The organism is Martelella limonii (assembly GCF_013344475.1).
In the GTDB taxonomy this organism is placed as follows: domain Bacteria; phylum Pseudomonadota; class Alphaproteobacteria; order Rhizobiales; family Rhizobiaceae; genus Martelella; species Martelella limonii.
Window position 1 is genome coordinate 1 of sequence record NZ_JABUOU010000002.1, and the last position, 14,764, is coordinate 14,764.

General features: G+C 57.0%; 17 protein-coding genes and 1 pseudogene. 6 read left to right on the forward strand and 12 right to left on the reverse strand.

Translation table 11 applies throughout. The features are described 5' to 3' along the window. From HPQ62_RS05130 to HPQ62_RS05150, 4 genes and pseudogenes are all read left to right on the forward strand, one after another. Positions 1-127 (forward strand): annotated as a pseudogene (locus HPQ62_RS05130) (IS5/IS1182 family transposase); the annotation flags it as partial. Positions 128-206: 79 nt separating this feature from the next. Beyond that, positions 207-2,030 (forward strand): ORC-CDC6 family AAA ATPase, encoded by a 1,824-nt coding sequence (locus HPQ62_RS05135; RefSeq protein WP_174801458.1) that lies wholly within the window; start codon positions 207-209, stop codon positions 2,028-2,030. Continuing rightward, positions 2,020-2,985 carry a hypothetical protein gene (locus HPQ62_RS05140; protein ID WP_174801459.1) on the forward strand — a complete coding sequence of 322 codons (966 nt, stop codon included), beginning with the start codon at positions 2,020-2,022 and terminating at the stop codon, positions 2,983-2,985. Before HPQ62_RS05135 ends, HPQ62_RS05140 begins: the two co-directional genes overlap by 11 nt. A gap of 430 nt (positions 2,986-3,415) precedes the next feature. Beyond that, positions 3,416-3,634, forward strand: a complete 219-nt coding sequence (locus HPQ62_RS05150) for a helix-turn-helix domain-containing protein (protein ID WP_174801461.1) — start codon at positions 3,416-3,418, stop codon at positions 3,632-3,634. Between the two features lie 6 nt (positions 3,635-3,640). On the opposite strand, the gene HPQ62_RS05155 is transcribed toward HPQ62_RS05150, so the two are convergent. The 12 genes from HPQ62_RS05155 to HPQ62_RS05210 all read right to left on the reverse strand — a co-directional run bounded on the left by HPQ62_RS05155 (position 3,641) and on the right by HPQ62_RS05210 (position 12,037). After that, positions 3,641-4,081 carry an HK97 gp10 family phage protein gene (locus HPQ62_RS05155; protein ID WP_174801462.1) on the reverse strand — a complete coding sequence of 147 codons (441 nt, stop codon included), beginning with the start codon at positions 4,079-4,081 and terminating at the stop codon, positions 3,641-3,643. Continuing rightward, positions 4,068-4,424, reverse strand: coding sequence for a hypothetical protein (locus tag HPQ62_RS05160; RefSeq protein ID WP_174801463.1), 357 nt, complete (start codon positions 4,422-4,424; stop codon positions 4,068-4,070). The genes HPQ62_RS05155 and HPQ62_RS05160 overlap by 14 nt, the downstream gene beginning before the upstream one ends. 2 nt (positions 4,425-4,426) lie before the next feature. Then, entirely contained in the window at positions 4,427-4,693 is a 267-nt protein-coding gene (locus HPQ62_RS05165) for a hypothetical protein (protein WP_174801464.1), read from the reverse strand. A gap of 2 nt (positions 4,694-4,695) precedes the next feature. Further along, the gene (locus HPQ62_RS05170) at positions 4,696-5,448 is read right to left on the reverse strand and encodes a hypothetical protein (RefSeq protein WP_174801465.1); all 753 of its coding nucleotides are present in this window, start codon (positions 5,446-5,448) and stop codon (positions 4,696-4,698) included. A 133-nt stretch (positions 5,449-5,581) separates the two neighbouring features. After that, the gene (locus HPQ62_RS05175; protein WP_174801466.1) at positions 5,582-5,950 is read right to left on the reverse strand and encodes a hypothetical protein; all 369 of its coding nucleotides are present in this window, start codon (positions 5,948-5,950) and stop codon (positions 5,582-5,584) included. A gap of 87 nt (positions 5,951-6,037) precedes the next feature. Continuing rightward, positions 6,038-6,256, reverse strand: coding sequence for a hypothetical protein (locus HPQ62_RS05180; protein ID WP_174801467.1), 219 nt, complete (start codon positions 6,254-6,256; stop codon positions 6,038-6,040). Between the two features lie 13 nt (positions 6,257-6,269). Beyond that, complete coding sequence (locus HPQ62_RS05185) at positions 6,270-6,776, reverse strand: hypothetical protein (RefSeq protein ID WP_174801468.1); 507 nt, start codon at positions 6,774-6,776, stop codon at positions 6,270-6,272. A 1,137-nt stretch (positions 6,777-7,913) separates the two neighbouring features. Further along, positions 7,914-8,468 carry a hypothetical protein gene (locus tag HPQ62_RS05190; protein WP_174801469.1) on the reverse strand — a complete coding sequence of 185 codons (555 nt, stop codon included), beginning with the start codon at positions 8,466-8,468 and terminating at the stop codon, positions 7,914-7,916. Further along, complete coding sequence (locus HPQ62_RS05195; protein WP_174801470.1) at positions 8,440-10,218, reverse strand: DUF5906 domain-containing protein; 1,779 nt, start codon at positions 10,216-10,218, stop codon at positions 8,440-8,442. Before HPQ62_RS05195 ends, HPQ62_RS05190 begins: the two co-directional genes overlap by 29 nt. After that, positions 10,215-10,457 carry a helix-turn-helix domain-containing protein gene (locus tag HPQ62_RS05200; RefSeq protein ID WP_174801471.1) on the reverse strand — a complete coding sequence of 81 codons (243 nt, stop codon included), beginning with the start codon at positions 10,455-10,457 and terminating at the stop codon, positions 10,215-10,217. The genes HPQ62_RS05195 and HPQ62_RS05200 overlap by 4 nt, the downstream gene beginning before the upstream one ends. 163 nt (positions 10,458-10,620) lie before the next feature. Next, positions 10,621-10,878 carry a helix-turn-helix domain-containing protein gene (locus HPQ62_RS05205; RefSeq protein WP_174801472.1) on the reverse strand — a complete coding sequence of 86 codons (258 nt, stop codon included), beginning with the start codon at positions 10,876-10,878 and terminating at the stop codon, positions 10,621-10,623. Continuing rightward, entirely contained in the window at positions 10,868-12,037 is a 1,170-nt protein-coding gene (locus HPQ62_RS05210) for a tyrosine-type recombinase/integrase (protein WP_174801473.1), read from the reverse strand. Before HPQ62_RS05210 ends, HPQ62_RS05205 begins: the two co-directional genes overlap by 11 nt. A gap of 498 nt (positions 12,038-12,535) precedes the next feature. On the opposite strand from HPQ62_RS05210, the gene HPQ62_RS05215 reads away from it, so the two are divergent. Together HPQ62_RS05215 and rpsO are read left to right on the forward strand one after the other, a co-directional pair. After that, on the forward strand, positions 12,536-14,317 hold the full coding sequence (locus tag HPQ62_RS05215; protein ID WP_174801474.1) for an SLC13 family permease: 1,782 nt from the start codon (positions 12,536-12,538) through the stop codon (positions 14,315-14,317). Between the two features lie 173 nt (positions 14,318-14,490). Beyond that, positions 14,491-14,760, forward strand: coding sequence for a 30S ribosomal protein S15 (gene rpsO, locus HPQ62_RS05220; RefSeq protein WP_174801475.1), 270 nt, complete (start codon positions 14,491-14,493; stop codon positions 14,758-14,760). Positions 14,761-14,764 lie beyond the last annotated feature (4 nt).

Here is a 14,764-nt window from a genome sequence, read left to right on the forward strand (position 1 = left end):
TTTCAACCGCCTCAAAGAAGCGCGAGGCATCGCTACGCGCTACGACAAGCGCGCTGACAACTACCTTGCAGCCATAAAGCTCTTCTCAGCACGCATCTGGCTTAAGCATTATGAGTCTACCGCCTAGTATCTTGGGACGGCTCCGGAAGGCAATTTAATGGTGCAATTTTTGCCAAGGCAGCGTCAGAAGTTTCGCAGGTACCCGCATGACTCACAACCCGTTTGATGTGCAGACGCCTGAAAACCTGTCGACTTCTGACATGTCTGACTTGTTCGTCCAGTCTGACAGCGACTATCTGCAGGTTGAAAAAGCTGGACATACATTTATTTCGGGTCCGCGTGGAGCCGGAAAAAGCATGTACTTCCGGTTTCTGGAACCTGATTGCCAGTGCCAGCGGCACGAATTGCCACTAAAAGATCTTGGTTTTTATGCCGCTTACATCCCAATTAAGGAGACGGACCTTAATTTACCTGAATTATTCAGGCTCCAAGAAACCAAACACGCCGCTATCGTCCTAAACGAACATGCGCTTGTTCTCCATATTGCGACTAAAATATTTGTCTCGCTTAAGGCTCGAGCGCCGCTTCCAAATAATGATAAAGTGGCCGATTTGGAGTTTAATAAATTCTGCGACGAGACGCTGAGATCACTGCTGATCCGATCAGGGTTTGGAACACTGGAACCAGCTATCCAACCTGCTCCGACCATCGCGGAAACAATTGATAGAATTATCGCAATTTTCGACGAGATATTTTCCGAGCTAAATAGCTACACGAGGCGCATTACCTTTGCCGCCGGTGTTGTTCCATACGACGGACCTCTGTTTGGCTTCACAGATTTTCTTTCCCCCCTCGTACGAGCCTTGCTTAACCTCTCCTTTATGCCCAAGGGCCCCTTGTTCCTTTTGATTGATGATGCTGACAACCTAAATGAAGAACAGGCGATGATACTAAACTCCTGGGTGGCTCGCCGCACCACAGGTTATTTGTGCTTTAAAATTTCCGTCCAAGAAGGTGAATATAAATCCTACAAAGCAGTTGGAGGGCAACGAATAGATGCACCTCATGATTATTCTGAATTTAATATATCTGATAAATATACAACGCGAAGTGACAACTATAAAAAGCGCGCGACTGAAATTATTCAGAGGCGTCTGCATAAATTTAATTTAACTGGAACACCGCACCAGTTTTTCCCTGAGAATGAGAAGCAAGAAGAGCGAATTAAGGCAATAGCTGCTGATCTGATTGCTAGGTGGGAAAAGGAGGGAAAGGGCTTTCGTCCCAATGATGACGCAATCAGATACGCGCGCCCAAACTATATTCGTTCCCTTTCGCAAGGTGGCCGAAAAAGTGGGTCAACGTATAGTTACGCCGGATTTGACCAGCTTGTTCATCTATCGTCGGGAGTAGTGCGTCATCTCTTGGAACTTTCTTCTCAAATGTTCGCCGAGGCTATCGCCAAAAACAACAATCAAAGAATTGAATTCATACCCCACTCAATCCAGGATCAAGTGGCCGAGTATTATTCGGATTGGCTCTTATTTGATGGAATCAGGAAACTGCAGGATGAATACAACAAAAAGGAAATTGAAGCCGGCATAGAAAATGACCGTTTGGACGATCCCAAAAAATTAAAGAATCTGATCTTTGCTCTTGGTGGAATGTTTCGAACCATTTTGATGTCTGACGCTTCAGAGAGGCGAGTGTTCAGCATTGCATTTTCCAATGGCCCCGACGAAGAGGTCAGTCGCATCCTTCGGCTCGGAGTGAAGCAGGGTTATTTGCATAGATCCTCTATAGGCAACAAAGAAGGCACAGGACGATCTGAACTGTATATTATGACCCGTGCGCTCGCACCTTCCTTTAAATTGGACCCGACCAGCTTTGCCGGATACAAGTTTGTCACGAATGGCAAAATAAAAAGGGCATTATACCAGCCAAACCGACTGGTTAGTGAGGTCAACATAAAGGGTTTCGATGAGGTGATGTCTGAGTCAGCTCAGGGAGGGCTTTTTGATGAACAATAGGACGTTCAAAAGCCTCAGTTCCCCGCTAGACGAGATTCAGAATTTTTTTTCAGAAAAGATAGACCTTTTCATATGCGCAGCAAGTTATGAAGAACGGTGCCTAAGCATCCCCACTCACATTAAAGCTGAATCTGTTTCCAGAACAGTAATACTTAAAAACAAAAACGTCTCCGGCGCCGGAAATGAAAATGCGCGACGGATAGAAAATCATTTTTTTGGCAAAGCTAATATCTTAGAAATTACAAAAGATATTGCTATCAGAACAGCTGATCAAATTAGCAAGCAAATATTTGATTTTAAGCCTGATTCGGCATCCCGTGTTTGTGTAGACACATCATGCATGACGCACGAAACTCTACTCATCCTTTTCTCGCTATTAGAACACATATTTCCAGGTGATTTCGAGGACATACAATATGTTTATTGCCCTGCTAAAGAATATGACCCAGGAACTCCTGATCTGCAGAAGTGGCTTTCCAGAGGTATCAAGGACGTCCGGTCGGTATTGGGCTATCCCGGCAAGCTGCTACCATCGCGCAGAAATCGTCTCCTCGTGCTCGTTGGATTTGAGGTCAATCGAGCCAGTAGCCTTATAAACGTATATGAGCCGGCGAGCCTTCAGCTTGGGTATGGAACCGATGGCCTCAACAAAGACCATCATAAGATCAACCGACAAAAATTCGAGCGTTTGCTCGGAAGTTACCCTCGTGCAGATCAATTTGAGTTTTCGCCTGCGGATGCATACAATGTGCGAGATTTGATTTTGCAGGATGCTGAAAGCTACAGTGAATTCAATTTAATAGTAGCCCCAATGAACTCAAAAATCTCTACGATCGGGGCAGCTTTGGCTGTGCGCGAACGACCCGAGATACAACTTTGCTACGCTCCCGCTACCATATATAATTTTGAGAATTATTCGGTCTCGGATAACCGTTGTATTTCGTTCCGCATTTGATGAGAGACACCTATTTTAGATGCGAACAAAACAGAAAGTGCCCAGATTACTTCTCGCTAGAAACTAATACCGCTGAAACTCGCTTAAGAAAACGCCGGTGTCGCCCATCTGGCGCAAAACTAGCACCGAGCATGTGGTCACCCACAACAGATGAAGCTTCGTTCCCGTACCACTCGCGATACCATTGTGCAGCCTGCAAGACTTCTTCATCGGTTGGCTCCCGGTGCCGATCACGGCGTTCCATGAGCACTATCGACAGTCCGCAAACAATCGCGACCATGTACCAGACCGAAAATGCCCAATAAAGTTTTTCTAGAACCGTCTGAAAAATCATCATTCTTGTAGATTATCGTCATCATCTTCATTTGCAAACCAAAAATGTGACGATAAGTCCGTAGACGATTAGTCGACATGCCCCTTGCATAGTGGTATGGATGATTACAAGCGAATCTTGGCGGAAAATGTGAAACAGGCCCGAAAGGAACTGGACCTCTCACAGGAGGCGCTTGCCCTGGAGACGGAAATCGATCGAACCTATATTTCAGGGATTGAGAGAGCCAAGCGTAATCCGTCGCTGACGCTGATCGCTAGGCTGGCAGAACGACTGAAGACTACCCCTGCGGCACTGCTGACACCGATAAAGAAGTGACTGCCTTCAGTCCTTCAGGATTTTAGCGTTTCGGACTGTAGCCAGACCATCCATGATGGCCAGCTTCACAAAATCTGCAGGCGCCTGCTTCGAATGACCGTCATTGAGCGCCCCGATATAGGGCAAGCTGTTGGAGATGTGAATCGACCGGTTTTTGCCGATGTCGAATTGCTCGATCACGGCTTCAGCCTTCTCGATGGCAATTCCGGCATTGGCCGATGCCGTGCTGCCCTTCTCGCCTGGAACATGAGCGGGAAACAGCTTTTGAAACGCCTGATCCAGCTCGGCTGTCCAGTTCGAACGAGCCCTGCCGGTATCGACCGGCGTGGCATTGATTACGGTGCTGGTGACGGCAACTGCGCAGTCCTTCACAGCTCGATCGACACCGCGTTCGACCTCGATCGAAATGCGGTTCATGCGGTTGGCGAAGTCGTCAAGTCCGACCATGGCCACTTTCCTTTTGTGCCCGGTAGACAAGGAGCGCCATCAGCGGATCGCCGTCTTCCAGATAAGGCAGAAAGCCCGGATCGATCGCGCTCGCGAAACTGTGCGAAGTGCATGGGCTACGAACAAGCACGAATGTATGATGCGTGCCCGACAGTACCGGCAGCGAGACAGGCCGATAGCCTGCCTCTATCAACCGTGCGTGATGGTAGCTTTCCAGCGGCGTGCCGGCATAGCAGTTTCGGTCAAGACCGGCTTCGACCCAAAGGTCCCGGACCTGGATGACCGGCCTTCCGGCCAGCAGCCACCTGAGCTTTTCCCGATAGGCCTTGCGCGGAATAGCCATGGTCAGGTTCCGCGCATGAACGAGCCGCCCCGGTCAAGGTTCGGCCAGGTCGACTGCGCCCGCGCCCCGACCGGCAGTCCGGTGACGAAGGTGGCGGGCGCCGAGGTGAGATCGATCGACGACCAGCCGACGAGCGCGTTCGGCTCTCCGAGCAAAGTCTCGGCAACGACACGAGCTGCGGAGGCAGACGCGCCGACCGCGACGGCGAAATTGAGCCCGTCAGCGCGGCGCTGCTCCTCACGGGCGGGGTAGAATGCGAAAGTGTCCATGATCAGTCCTCTTGTGTTTCGTCCACGTCTTCGTCTTCGAGGTCGGTGAGGTCGGCGCCTATCGCCTGCTCGTCGCGTCGCATGAGGGCGATGTTCACGGCGCGGGTGGTATTCGGCTTGCCGGTCTCGAAAGAGCTGTCAGCGTGGACCGCCTCGACGGCAATCCGATCGACCTCGGCAATCGCCTGGTTGACCTTGCGCCATTCGTCACCGACGAGCGCATCCGCCAGTTCCTGTGACGAGAAGGCTCGTTCGTTAACCGGCAGGCTGGAATTGCGGGTGAGAAGTGCGGCCCCCAGTTCCTTGTCTCCCGTCGATGCCGCCACGGCCGCAAGCGATGCCAGTTCGATTTGGCCGGACTTCTCGATCTGGTGAAGCAGGCGGCTGCGGTGCTCCGAGCCGAGACCTTCGCGGGCAAGCATCTGTACGGGGCTTCGGTAATGGGCGCGGGCCGAGTCCACGTCCTCGCGCAAGGCGCCAACCGTCTTAAGGTAGGCCACACGGCTGTCCAGCGACTGGCGCTTGAGTTCGGAGCGGAAGCCGTTGACTGCGCGGGCAACAACCTGACTGCGCTGGTTGTGGGGAAGATCGGCGAGCGAGCGCTCCACTTCATCGCGGCGCTGCTTCGCTCGTCCTTCAAGTCCTTCGAGCAGCTTTGATTGTTGCTCACGATTTTCTCGGGCCCGGCGCAATCGGTCGATGACATCCGTCACGGACATCCAACGGTTCGCAAGGGCCACTTTATTGACCGCCATGTTCATCTCCCTTCGCGTCACGTCACGCGACGATCCGGGGAGCAGACAGGCGCGGACTCAGCCGTCGTGTTGTCACCGCCATCGCGGTACGGACGACCCATCGGCCGCCCGGACACGATCAGGATGCAGCAGATTACTTCTGCTCGGAGCCAACAGTCGGCGGATTTAGCGGATCGATCAGATGAAAACGGTTCAAAGCATATTTCTTGAAGGCTCTTTCGCTAACGAGTGACAGCAGGATCTCGTAGGCGTCGTCCCGATTTCCATCTCTATCGTCGAATTTGTTCAAAGCTTTTTTTATTTCTCCGTGAAGCGTGTTCGCATAGTTGGCCTTCTGCCTGTCCTCGCGCATCGTCGACTTCGTAAAGAGACTTGAATTTTCGTCCTTCGGCCTTGACCGCAAAAACTGGCCGACCTTCATCTCGAAATACTCATCGCTACCAGAATCTGTTCGTTCGAACCCGTTCCGCCATGCGCTATCCTTGCTGGTCCTGTTTGCCATGCTCACCGCTCCATTCTTGCCAGAGGCCCAATTTGCCCCTCGACGTTGAGACTGGAAAAAATTCCCCGCTGAGACCACCAACGTTTGCTATTCGCCCAAATTCCCCCTGTGCCTAGTCTGGTTTTCCTCGGCCATCGCCACCCACAAGGCGTCCGACATTGGCGTGATCAACCAGAACCAAGCGCCGGTCGGCTGGCCGTGACCGGCGACAAGCTGATGCGCACCGCCTGCCGCCGCGATGGCGAGCGGCGCTGTGGAGGCAAGCGATGTCGCCAAAGCTTCCGCGGCCATCAGGTCGCGTAACATCCGTTGTATGTTCTCAGTTGATCGGGATGAGTGCGCCATTGGCCTTCGCCTCCGTCTCGGCCGTGAGATAGCGCCCCAGCAATTCTATCAGCGCGGCACGATCTGCCGGATCCATTCTGGCGATGACACGGGGATCAAGTCCGGCTGGCGCCGTAGCGGCCGAACCGCCTTCCGCCGTAAAGGCCAGAAAGCCGTTGAGGCGTTCGGGCCATCGGAACTTGAGCAACACCTCGATCAGGCGATCCGAAGGCTCGACATCCGCCATGGAGCGCTCGAACGCCTTGCTCAGCACCTGATGGAAAGCTGTGTCAATGGCGGCGCCATACCTTGAACCGAACTCGGCATCGCGTCGCCTATGGTCGTGGATAGTGGCAACCGAGATGCCGATCTGTTCCGCCGCCATCTTGGGCGAGCCGGTCCTTGCGACAATGTCCAGCACCTTCGCCTCTATGGCCGGCGACCACCGCCGGTCTTTCTCGGGGCGGCGCACCTCCCGCTTTTCCAAAGACCTGTCCGACATGGCGCAACTCCTCGCGTGATCTGCGCGACAATGCGATGTGCGGAGATTGCGGGGAGCCAGCAAACGACCTCGCATAAATTTGGGAAATCTACCACCTGGTCTCCTTTCCACGAAAGGCGCCCACGAGGCACATGGATATCCCAGGACGCCGCCGCCATCTCCACGGGAAGTCGGTTGTTTGTGCCCGGAGGGCGTTGCCGGTGCCTGGTCCGGTGTTTTGGGGGGCGTCATCAGCCATGCCCTTGTTCCGACTCACCTTCCAGGCATGAAGCGCCCGATCATCAATTCAAGGGTCTGAGGTTGTGGCCCTCTCGGCAGGCCCTGGCGGCTTTGACGATTTCCAGCCTGTCCGACCCCCGCGCCGATGTCGTGGAAGCCACCAACGGCCACGCCTTGGTGCCTCGCGCCGCCGCCTTCCGCCCGGCTGACTGCCTGGGTCTCACGCGCGAGGACTACGGGGTCTGCGCGAAATTCGCCTAGGCAAGGTGGCGTCTGTTTCCTATAGTTTAATCCCAGATCGGGGGCACCATGCGAATAGAAAACGCAACTGTCGAACATTACGGCGCATATCTCAAAGACAAAAGCCGACCACCAAGCCGTGGCGGAAATACGAAGGCGTGGCACCAGCATGTACTGACTATCGCCGGTGAAAAGTATTCCTTTTTGGCTTGCGGAGCCAAGAAATGGTCGTTTCAAGGCGACACAGTTAGCTTTGAATGGGCATTCGACCAAACTGGCCAGTATCGCAATATCGATTCCGGGACCTTTGAGGCCTTGGACAAGAACGGAAAGTCGGTCGTCAGAGGCATCCGAGGGGCGAAGCCGTGGCGCACGGCAGAGACGAGAATGCCTGTATCCCGACGAGAATGGAGAGATTGAAGCCTTCCGGTCGATCTACGGTTGGACGCGCCAAGCATGATGGTAGACCGGTAGACAAAGGTTTCGCTCGGTTCGAGTTCTAAAACGATCGGTGCCGAGCCGCCGCGGCGATCCCCTTCCGCCCCTTCATTCGCCGCCGTAGTCCATTCTGCTGAAATCGATAAATTGCTCGTCTACCGGTCTACCAGATACTCAAAGCGCTGAATTTGCTGCGACAATCGGTGGACAAGCGTGCCGGTCCACCGATTGTCCGCCGGTCTACCGCAAAGGCGCAAGATCATGCCCTTCGAGCGTGCGAAACGCCAGATATGCATCGATCCGTCCCGCCGCTCCGACGTCCCGCCAATGGTCGTGATTGCGCACCGACCACAGATGAAACGCCGGCCGCTTGCCGTCCCCCTTGGTGTATCGGGTGTGCTCGACAGCGCCGAGTTCGCCCTTCAGGACCTTCGACACGCGGGCGCGCAAGTTCGAGCGTCCGCGCAATGCCGTAGGCACCGCATCGACCAGATCGTCCACGCGCACCAGGTCGAAATCGAAGGGCTGTTCGCCGGCTTCGAAAAGGTCGAGCAGGTAGGACTCGGTGTCTCCCATGCCGAGCCGCCGCATCGCCTCCTTGCCGACCGTCGCCGGTGCAATGCCATGAGGATTGAGCGACACGCGCCTTTCAAGCAGCCAGTGCTTGACGAACGCCGCGCCGCCCTCGGCGAGATAGCCGAACAATCGCCGGTAGTAGTCTTCGTCCCGCTTGACCGCAGGCGAGAAGACCACCAACCAACGCCGGTCACCGTGCTCGATCGGCAGCGTCGTCATGGTTGGTGAAGCAGAGGAAGTTCAAGCAGTTCGGGATCGAATAGATGGAGCAGTTCTTCTCCTCGATCCGAAGCGTCGGGTCGGTGATTGCCGGCTTTAGCCGGTTCGCAACCTCCCGCCGCCCGAGCGTCATCAATTCCTCGATGACCGTGAGCTGCGCGCCCTCCATCCATGCCGTCCAGCGCGACGTGACCTCGTCGTTCGACGGCCGCACGGTGTTGCGCGATCCGACGATCGCCTCCATCAGATTGCCGATCCAGCTCTTGCCGGTCCCCTGCACGCCGCGGATCAGCAGCGCGAAATGGATCTTTTCGGCAGGCCGCTGGACGAGCAGCGCCAAATAGTCGAGCACATGGTTGCGGTCTCCCTCATCGGGAAAGAGATGCGCCATATGATCGAGGAAGACCGACACGTCGCCCGCCTTTGGCTCGACGCCAGACTTCCGCCAGATGTTGTAGCGACCACCGTTCTCGCCATCGGGAAATTCGTCCGCCTCCGGCAGATAGACCAAGGTCTCGAACTTGCGCATCGGCAAGTTGCCCTTCCAGATCGCGTTGAGCACGTCGCCATCGGGCTTGAGATTAGCATGAACCGACTTCCACTGCTCGGTGCGATACTTGCGCGTGTCCGAGCGCCGGACAAACTGGTAAGGCTCGACGACCCAGACCCATTCGTCCCAAACGCCGGTCATACGAAGCGTGCGCCGCTTCCGCTCCTTCGGTTCAGCCCGAGGTGCATCGCCGATGTCGTCGGGAAAGTCCTCGTCGGCAGGCGCCCGCAAAACCTCCTCGATGAAGGCGCCGTGCCCCGCGTCTGACAGTGCCTTCAGCAAACTGCCGAGAGTGACGCCGCCGGGCCTCGGCTTGAACGATGCCCACCGCCTTCGAATGTCTGCCTCGTCGCCGGCATAGGCCGTGTCCGACATCGACCAGGCGACGAACTCGTCCATGCCGGCGCCGCCGGTGCCGCGATGGCTCGCCATCATGATCGCAAGCCAATCGTCGTGACGGCTGTTATAGGCCGTGGCGTCCAGCCTGGAGAGAAGCCGTTCCAACTGCTCCGGTGTAATCTCGCCGTGCGTATCGGCCGACAGCTCGACGGAACGCTTCGCAATCGCGTCCAGGAAGGCCGTAGGAGCCTCGGGCGCTTCCGAGAGCGACAGAGCAAGCGGATCATCATCGAGGCCGTACGGCTTTCCGGTGTCGGGATGGATCGAGCCTGCCGCGACGAGCTGACGGCCGAACGACTTGAACTCGATCCCCGCATAATTCGGCAGGCCATTGATGATCTCGGCATTGGCCGACTTGCGCAGATAGAGATGCAATCCGCCGCCACCGGTCCTGACGAAAGGTGCCTCGGGTAGACCAAAATCCGCCTTCAGCCGAGCGAGCGGATCGTCGCCCGCCGCAAAGTTGCGAGGATCGACATCGACAACGAGGTCGGTGCCGCGCAGGTGAACGCCGATATTGCCGCCCTGCGCCATCCTGGCCTTGGCCCTGTCGAGAGACAGAGGCGAGGCACGACGCCAACCCTTCTCAGCAGGCGCTTTGCCGTTGATCGGGATCAGGTCGTGACCGGCAGAAGCGTGAGCATCAAGCGAATCGGGATCGTGCTTCGATGGCGTGTCCGACGCCTTGGCAGCGGTATCCTCATCCTTGTCGAATTCGAACGCGACGGTCTTCTCCAACGCTCCTGCGGGCGCGCCGATCCCCTCGGCGCGCCCTTCTTCATTTTCCATGAGCGTGCTCATCGACCGTCCTCCCCGCGAATGAAGGCGTCGAGGTCGGCGACGTTGTAGCGAACCGTCTTGCCGTGAAAGACGTGGTAACGCGGCCCGGCGCCGCTGCCGCGCCAGGAGCGCAAGGTGCCGGGTGTCGAGGAGAGATAGACCGCTGCCGCTTCGGTATCGTACCAGGGACTGCGGGAGTGAGTATCGAGAACGCGGCGCATCGCGTCCTCGATGTCATTCTTGGTGAGAGTTGCCGACATGGCAATGACCTCCGTTGAGCCGGCACTTTGCCGACTGGTTTCAGACATTGATTTTCTGTCTGAGGAGGACCGGGATCGCCCCGGTCACGCGCTTCGCCTTATCGGCTCCTCGAAAAGCGCGCGTCGTCTAATAATCACCGATCAGGATCGATGAGGATCATTATTAGTCGTGCCTAAGTCGTTGATTTATCAACAGTCGGATTTTTCGCCGGAAGTTTTTTTGCATTGCGCCCCGTACAAAGGCGTCGAGATCATCGATGTGGTAGCGGATAAACTGTCGGCTCACGACATGAAAGACCGGCCCTTCGCCTTTTGATCGCCAGCCTTTCAGTGTGCCCGGCGCCTTTCCGAGATACCGGGCGGCCGCTGCCGTATCCAGCCACGGGCTTGTGGGGTCCAAGGTTGCTGCTTCACGCGGCATTACGGCCCCCTGTCTGTTCAATTGCCTTCAAGGCCGGACGGCAACCGGCGAGAACCTTGTTCTCAAGAGCTTGCGCATGTGGCCGCAGGTGCTCGACGAGATGTTCGGCATGGACGTACCCGCCAGAAGCGCCGGGTAGCCGCTGGCCGAGAAGCAGGGCGCTTTCGGCATAAGGCACGCCGGATGCAATGAAGAGCGTGCGGGCATGGTGGCGGTATTCGTGCGGGCTCGGCAGGTCAGCGCTCTCCTCCTTCGGTTCCGTCACATGGCCGCTACTGCTCAACGGCGAGGGCCAAAGCCAAGCGTTATTTAAGGGTTCGTCCTCGGCAAGCCGATCCCGGATCATGCCGGCGAGCCAAGTCCCCATCGGAAAAAGCATACGGCCTCCGGTCTTCATATGGTCGAAGGTCAGCACATTCTTGTCGAGGTCGATGTCGGCGCGGCGAACCTGAAGGATTGACGACCTTCGGGCCCCGGTCAGAAGCATGGCGCGGTGCAGGTCACGCCGAATGGGTGACAGGCTCTCGCTCGCCCGCCACCACGCCGAAAGATCAAGACTGTCAACCTCGCGCCGCTTCGGCATAGGAATGCGAAGGACGGAAACCGGATTGGACGTGATAGACTCATCCATCCGCATCGCCGTGTTGATGACGGCGCGCAATGTACGCATGACGCCGCTCGCGGTCGTCTGCCCACTCTTCTCACGAAGCCGGTCGTAGATATCGCGCACCTCGGAGCGGCCGAGATCGGCCACGGCCCGGTTGCGATAGCGGGCGAGATAGTGATCGACATGGTAGCGATAGCTTCCCTCCGTCGCTTCCCGGAAAGGCTTTTCGCCGAGATGGATTTCAAGGGCCTTGGCGACCGTGACGCCGCTTTCTTCCGGACCCGCCGTAGGATCAACGCCGGACTGGATTTGAGACATGATCGCCTTGGCCCGGTTTCGGGCCTCGCGCAGGCCGATCCGGTCCACGCGATCGATCTTGACCCGCACGGTTCGAACATGCCGACCATTCCTGCGAACATCGCCCTGGACGGCGTAGGTCTTGGTGGTGGCGTGGCAGACGACCATCAGGCCCTTGATCTGTTCGTCGCGCCAGATGCCAGAGCCGAGTTCGAGGTCCCTGATCCGGGCCTCAGTGAGATTGATGACAGCCATTTTCGTCTTCTCCTGAGCACTGTGTGGAGCACCGTACGGAGACCTTTATGGATCAGCGTACATCGACGATGATGTCGCGCAAGTGGCTGTCCGCGAACCATTAATCCGCAATAACTCGTTATGGATCAACGACTTCGTGCCGAATTCCTAATCTGAGGGTCACGCGTTCGAATCGCGTCGGGATCACCACCGGTTTTCATGAGGCTGTCTGGCTTGATCGGTTGGCTGCGGGCTTTTCGCCCCTGCCAAAGGGTTCTATGCCCATGTGAAAACCTGGAAACGCCTTTCCTTTCAGCCGGGAACCTTCATCCGTCGCGATGTTTGAAACACCGTGCATTTCATGTTTCGGCGAATATGGAAAATCGGAATCCCGCCGCTAGATATGGGCGATAGTGGCGTTCGTCAGAGCGTCGCGGCGTGTCGCCTTCCCCCTTATGGCCGGAGCACGCAAACGCAGAATGATGGCTGGCGCTTTCCTGTCCAGCGGAATGGAAAAAGATGATTGAATTCATCGGACTTGACCCGGCGGTGGTCGCATTGGCGCTACTGGCGCTGCTCTTTGTTGCCTTTACAATCGAAAAATATCCCCCGGATGTCACCGCCGTCATCGGTGCGGCCCTGTTCATCGTGCTCGGCCTCGTCTCGTCCGATGAGGTGATGGCGGTGTTCTCCAACTCCGCTCCGATCACGATCGGCGCCATGTTCGTGGTGTCGGGCGCGCTCCTGCGCACCGGCGTGCTGGATGCGCTGGCGGCTTTCATCATCGGTCGGGCGAAGTCTCATCCCATTCTGGCGATCGCGATCTTCATCGTGATTGCGGCGGCGGCCTCGGCCTTCATGAACAGCACGCCTGTGGTTCTGGTGCTGATACCGGTTGTCATCCGCCTTGCCGCAAGCCTCAACATGGCGCCCACGCGTTTGCTCATTCCGCTGTCCTATACCGCGATCCTCGGTGGCACCTGCACGCTCATCGGCACATCGACGAACATTCTGGTGAGCGGCGTCGCGCAGCAGGGCGGGCTGGAGGCCTTCTCAATCTTCGAGATCGCGCCGGTCGGCATCATCTCCGCCATCGTCGGCGGGGTTTCGGTGTTCGTGCTGGGCAAATTCCTCCTACCGCATCGCGAATCCGGCCAGAATGTCGCCGACGAGGAGACGCCCTATCTTTCGGAGGTGACCATCCTTGCCGACTATTCCGGCATCGGCAAACCGCTTTCGGAGATTGGCGGCTTCCAGCGCTCCGGCATCCGCGTGACCGGTATCAGGCGCGGGCAGACGATTGAAAGAAGCGGGCTCGATGAACGCGTTCTGGCGCAAGGCGATGTCGTCATCCTGATTGCCGCTACGTCGGAACTGCTGACCTTCGAGGAAGAGGCAGGGCTTCGCGTCGGTCTCCGGCGTTCGATGGAGCTTTCCGAAGGGGATGAGCCGAAGGTTGCGGAAGTGATCGTGGCGCCATCGCGCAGAAGCGTCGGCGTGCGGATTGCCGACCTGGCGCTTGGCAGGCGCGCGGGCATGCGCGTCCTGGGCGCCAACCGCGCCAGTCATGTCGCTGGTCCCGATCTGGCAAACGTCAAGCTCCGCCCTGCCGACAAGCTGCTGCTCGAAGGCACGTCCGAAGGCTTTGACGAGCTGTCGCGCGTCGGCGACGTGGTGTCGGTCACCGAGCCTGCCGGGCGGGCTTTCCGGCGCAGGCAGGCGCCGATCGCCATTCTGGCGCTTGTCGGCATCGTGGCGCTTGCAGCCTTCAATGTCATGCCGATCGGCATTCTCGCCCTGCTCGGCGTTGCGGTCATTCTTGCGCTGCGCTGCATCGATGGCGATGAGGCCTGGCAGACCATCGACGGGTCGATCCTGATCCTGATCTTCTCGATGCTGATCGTCGGGGCGGGGCTGGAAAACAGCGGTGCGGTCGAACTGGTCGTCAATGCGCTGAAGCCCTGGCTTGGAAGCCTTTCGCCCTTCATGATGCTGCTGGCGGTTTATTTCGTCGGTTCGATCCTGACCGAGACCGTGACCAACAATGCGGTTGCCGTGATCTATACGCCGATCGTGATCACCCTAGCCAACCAGCTCGGGCTTGATCCGAGGCCGTTTGTAGTGGCCGTGATGTTTGCCGCCAGCGCCAGCTTTGCCACGCCGATCGGCTACCAGACCAACACGCTGGTCTACGGCGCAGGCAATTACCAGTTCTCCGACTTCCTGAAGATGGGAATTCCGATGAACATCATCGTCGGCATCACGTCCGTTCTCGCGATCGCCTTCTTCTTTCCGATGTGACGGGCATGGGCAAAAGAGGCTGAACCGGGGGGTATCGAACAACGCTCGACATTTACCGCCATTTGCCTTATACGGGCGCCAGCATTGAAACAGATGCGCTTAGATGGCCCTTGCTGGACGACATCCCGGCCCGGGCGACTTAAACACCCTCATTTCTCAAGAAAGGATGACCGATGTCGATTACTGCTGAACGCAAGGCAGAGCTGATCAAGGAATACGCAACGAAGGAAGGCGACACCGGTTCGCCGGAAGTTCAGGTTGCCATTCTCACCGAGCGGATCACCAACCTGACCGAGCACTTCAAGGGCCACAAGAAGGACAACCACTCCCGCCGTGGTCTGCTGACGCTGGTTTCGACCCGCCGTTCGCTGCTTGACTATCTGAAGCGCGTTGACGAAAGCCGTTACACGACCCTCATCGGTCGTCTGGGCATTCGCCGCTAAGCTT

Bases quoted from the DNA above. Each gene is read 5' to 3' on its own strand.
- rpsO (WP_174801475.1), top strand. From the start codon at position 14,491: ATGTCGATTACTGCTGAACGCAAGGCAGAGCTGATCAAGGAATACGCA.
- HPQ62_RS05160 (WP_174801463.1), bottom strand. From the start codon at position 4,424: ATGGCTATTCCGCGCAAGGCCTATCGGGAAAAGCTCAGGTGGCTGCTG.
- HPQ62_RS05165 (WP_174801464.1), bottom strand. From the start codon at position 4,693: ATGGACACTTTCGCATTCTACCCCGCCCGTGAGGAGCAGCGCCGCGCT.
- HPQ62_RS05135 (WP_174801458.1), top strand. From the start codon at position 207: ATGACTCACAACCCGTTTGATGTGCAGACGCCTGAAAACCTGTCGACT.
- HPQ62_RS05150 (WP_174801461.1), top strand. From the start codon at position 3,416: ATGGATGATTACAAGCGAATCTTGGCGGAAAATGTGAAACAGGCCCGA.
- HPQ62_RS05200 (WP_174801471.1), bottom strand. From the start codon at position 10,457: ATGTCGGCAACTCTCACCAAGAATGACATCGAGGACGCGATGCGCCGC.
- HPQ62_RS05155 (WP_174801462.1), bottom strand. From the start codon at position 4,081: ATGGTCGGACTTGACGACTTCGCCAACCGCATGAACCGCATTTCGATC.
- HPQ62_RS05180 (WP_174801467.1), bottom strand. From the start codon at position 6,256: ATGTTACGCGACCTGATGGCCGCGGAAGCTTTGGCGACATCGCTTGCC.
- HPQ62_RS05185 (WP_174801468.1), bottom strand. From the start codon at position 6,776: ATGTCGGACAGGTCTTTGGAAAAGCGGGAGGTGCGCCGCCCCGAGAAA.
- HPQ62_RS05175 (WP_174801466.1), bottom strand. From the start codon at position 5,950: ATGGCAAACAGGACCAGCAAGGATAGCGCATGGCGGAACGGGTTCGAA.
- HPQ62_RS05205 (WP_174801472.1), bottom strand. From the start codon at position 10,878: ATGCCGCGTGAAGCAGCAACCTTGGACCCCACAAGCCCGTGGCTGGAT.
- HPQ62_RS05140 (WP_174801459.1), top strand. From the start codon at position 2,020: ATGAACAATAGGACGTTCAAAAGCCTCAGTTCCCCGCTAGACGAGATT.
- HPQ62_RS05215 (WP_174801474.1), top strand. From the start codon at position 12,536: ATGATTGAATTCATCGGACTTGACCCGGCGGTGGTCGCATTGGCGCTA.
- HPQ62_RS05210 (WP_174801473.1), bottom strand. From the start codon at position 12,037: ATGGCTGTCATCAATCTCACTGAGGCCCGGATCAGGGACCTCGAACTC.
- HPQ62_RS05190 (WP_174801469.1), bottom strand. From the start codon at position 8,468: ATGACGACGCTGCCGATCGAGCACGGTGACCGGCGTTGGTTGGTGGTC.
- HPQ62_RS05195 (WP_174801470.1), bottom strand. From the start codon at position 10,218: ATGAGCACGCTCATGGAAAATGAAGAAGGGCGCGCCGAGGGGATCGGC.
- HPQ62_RS05170 (WP_174801465.1), bottom strand. From the start codon at position 5,448: ATGGCGGTCAATAAAGTGGCCCTTGCGAACCGTTGGATGTCCGTGACG.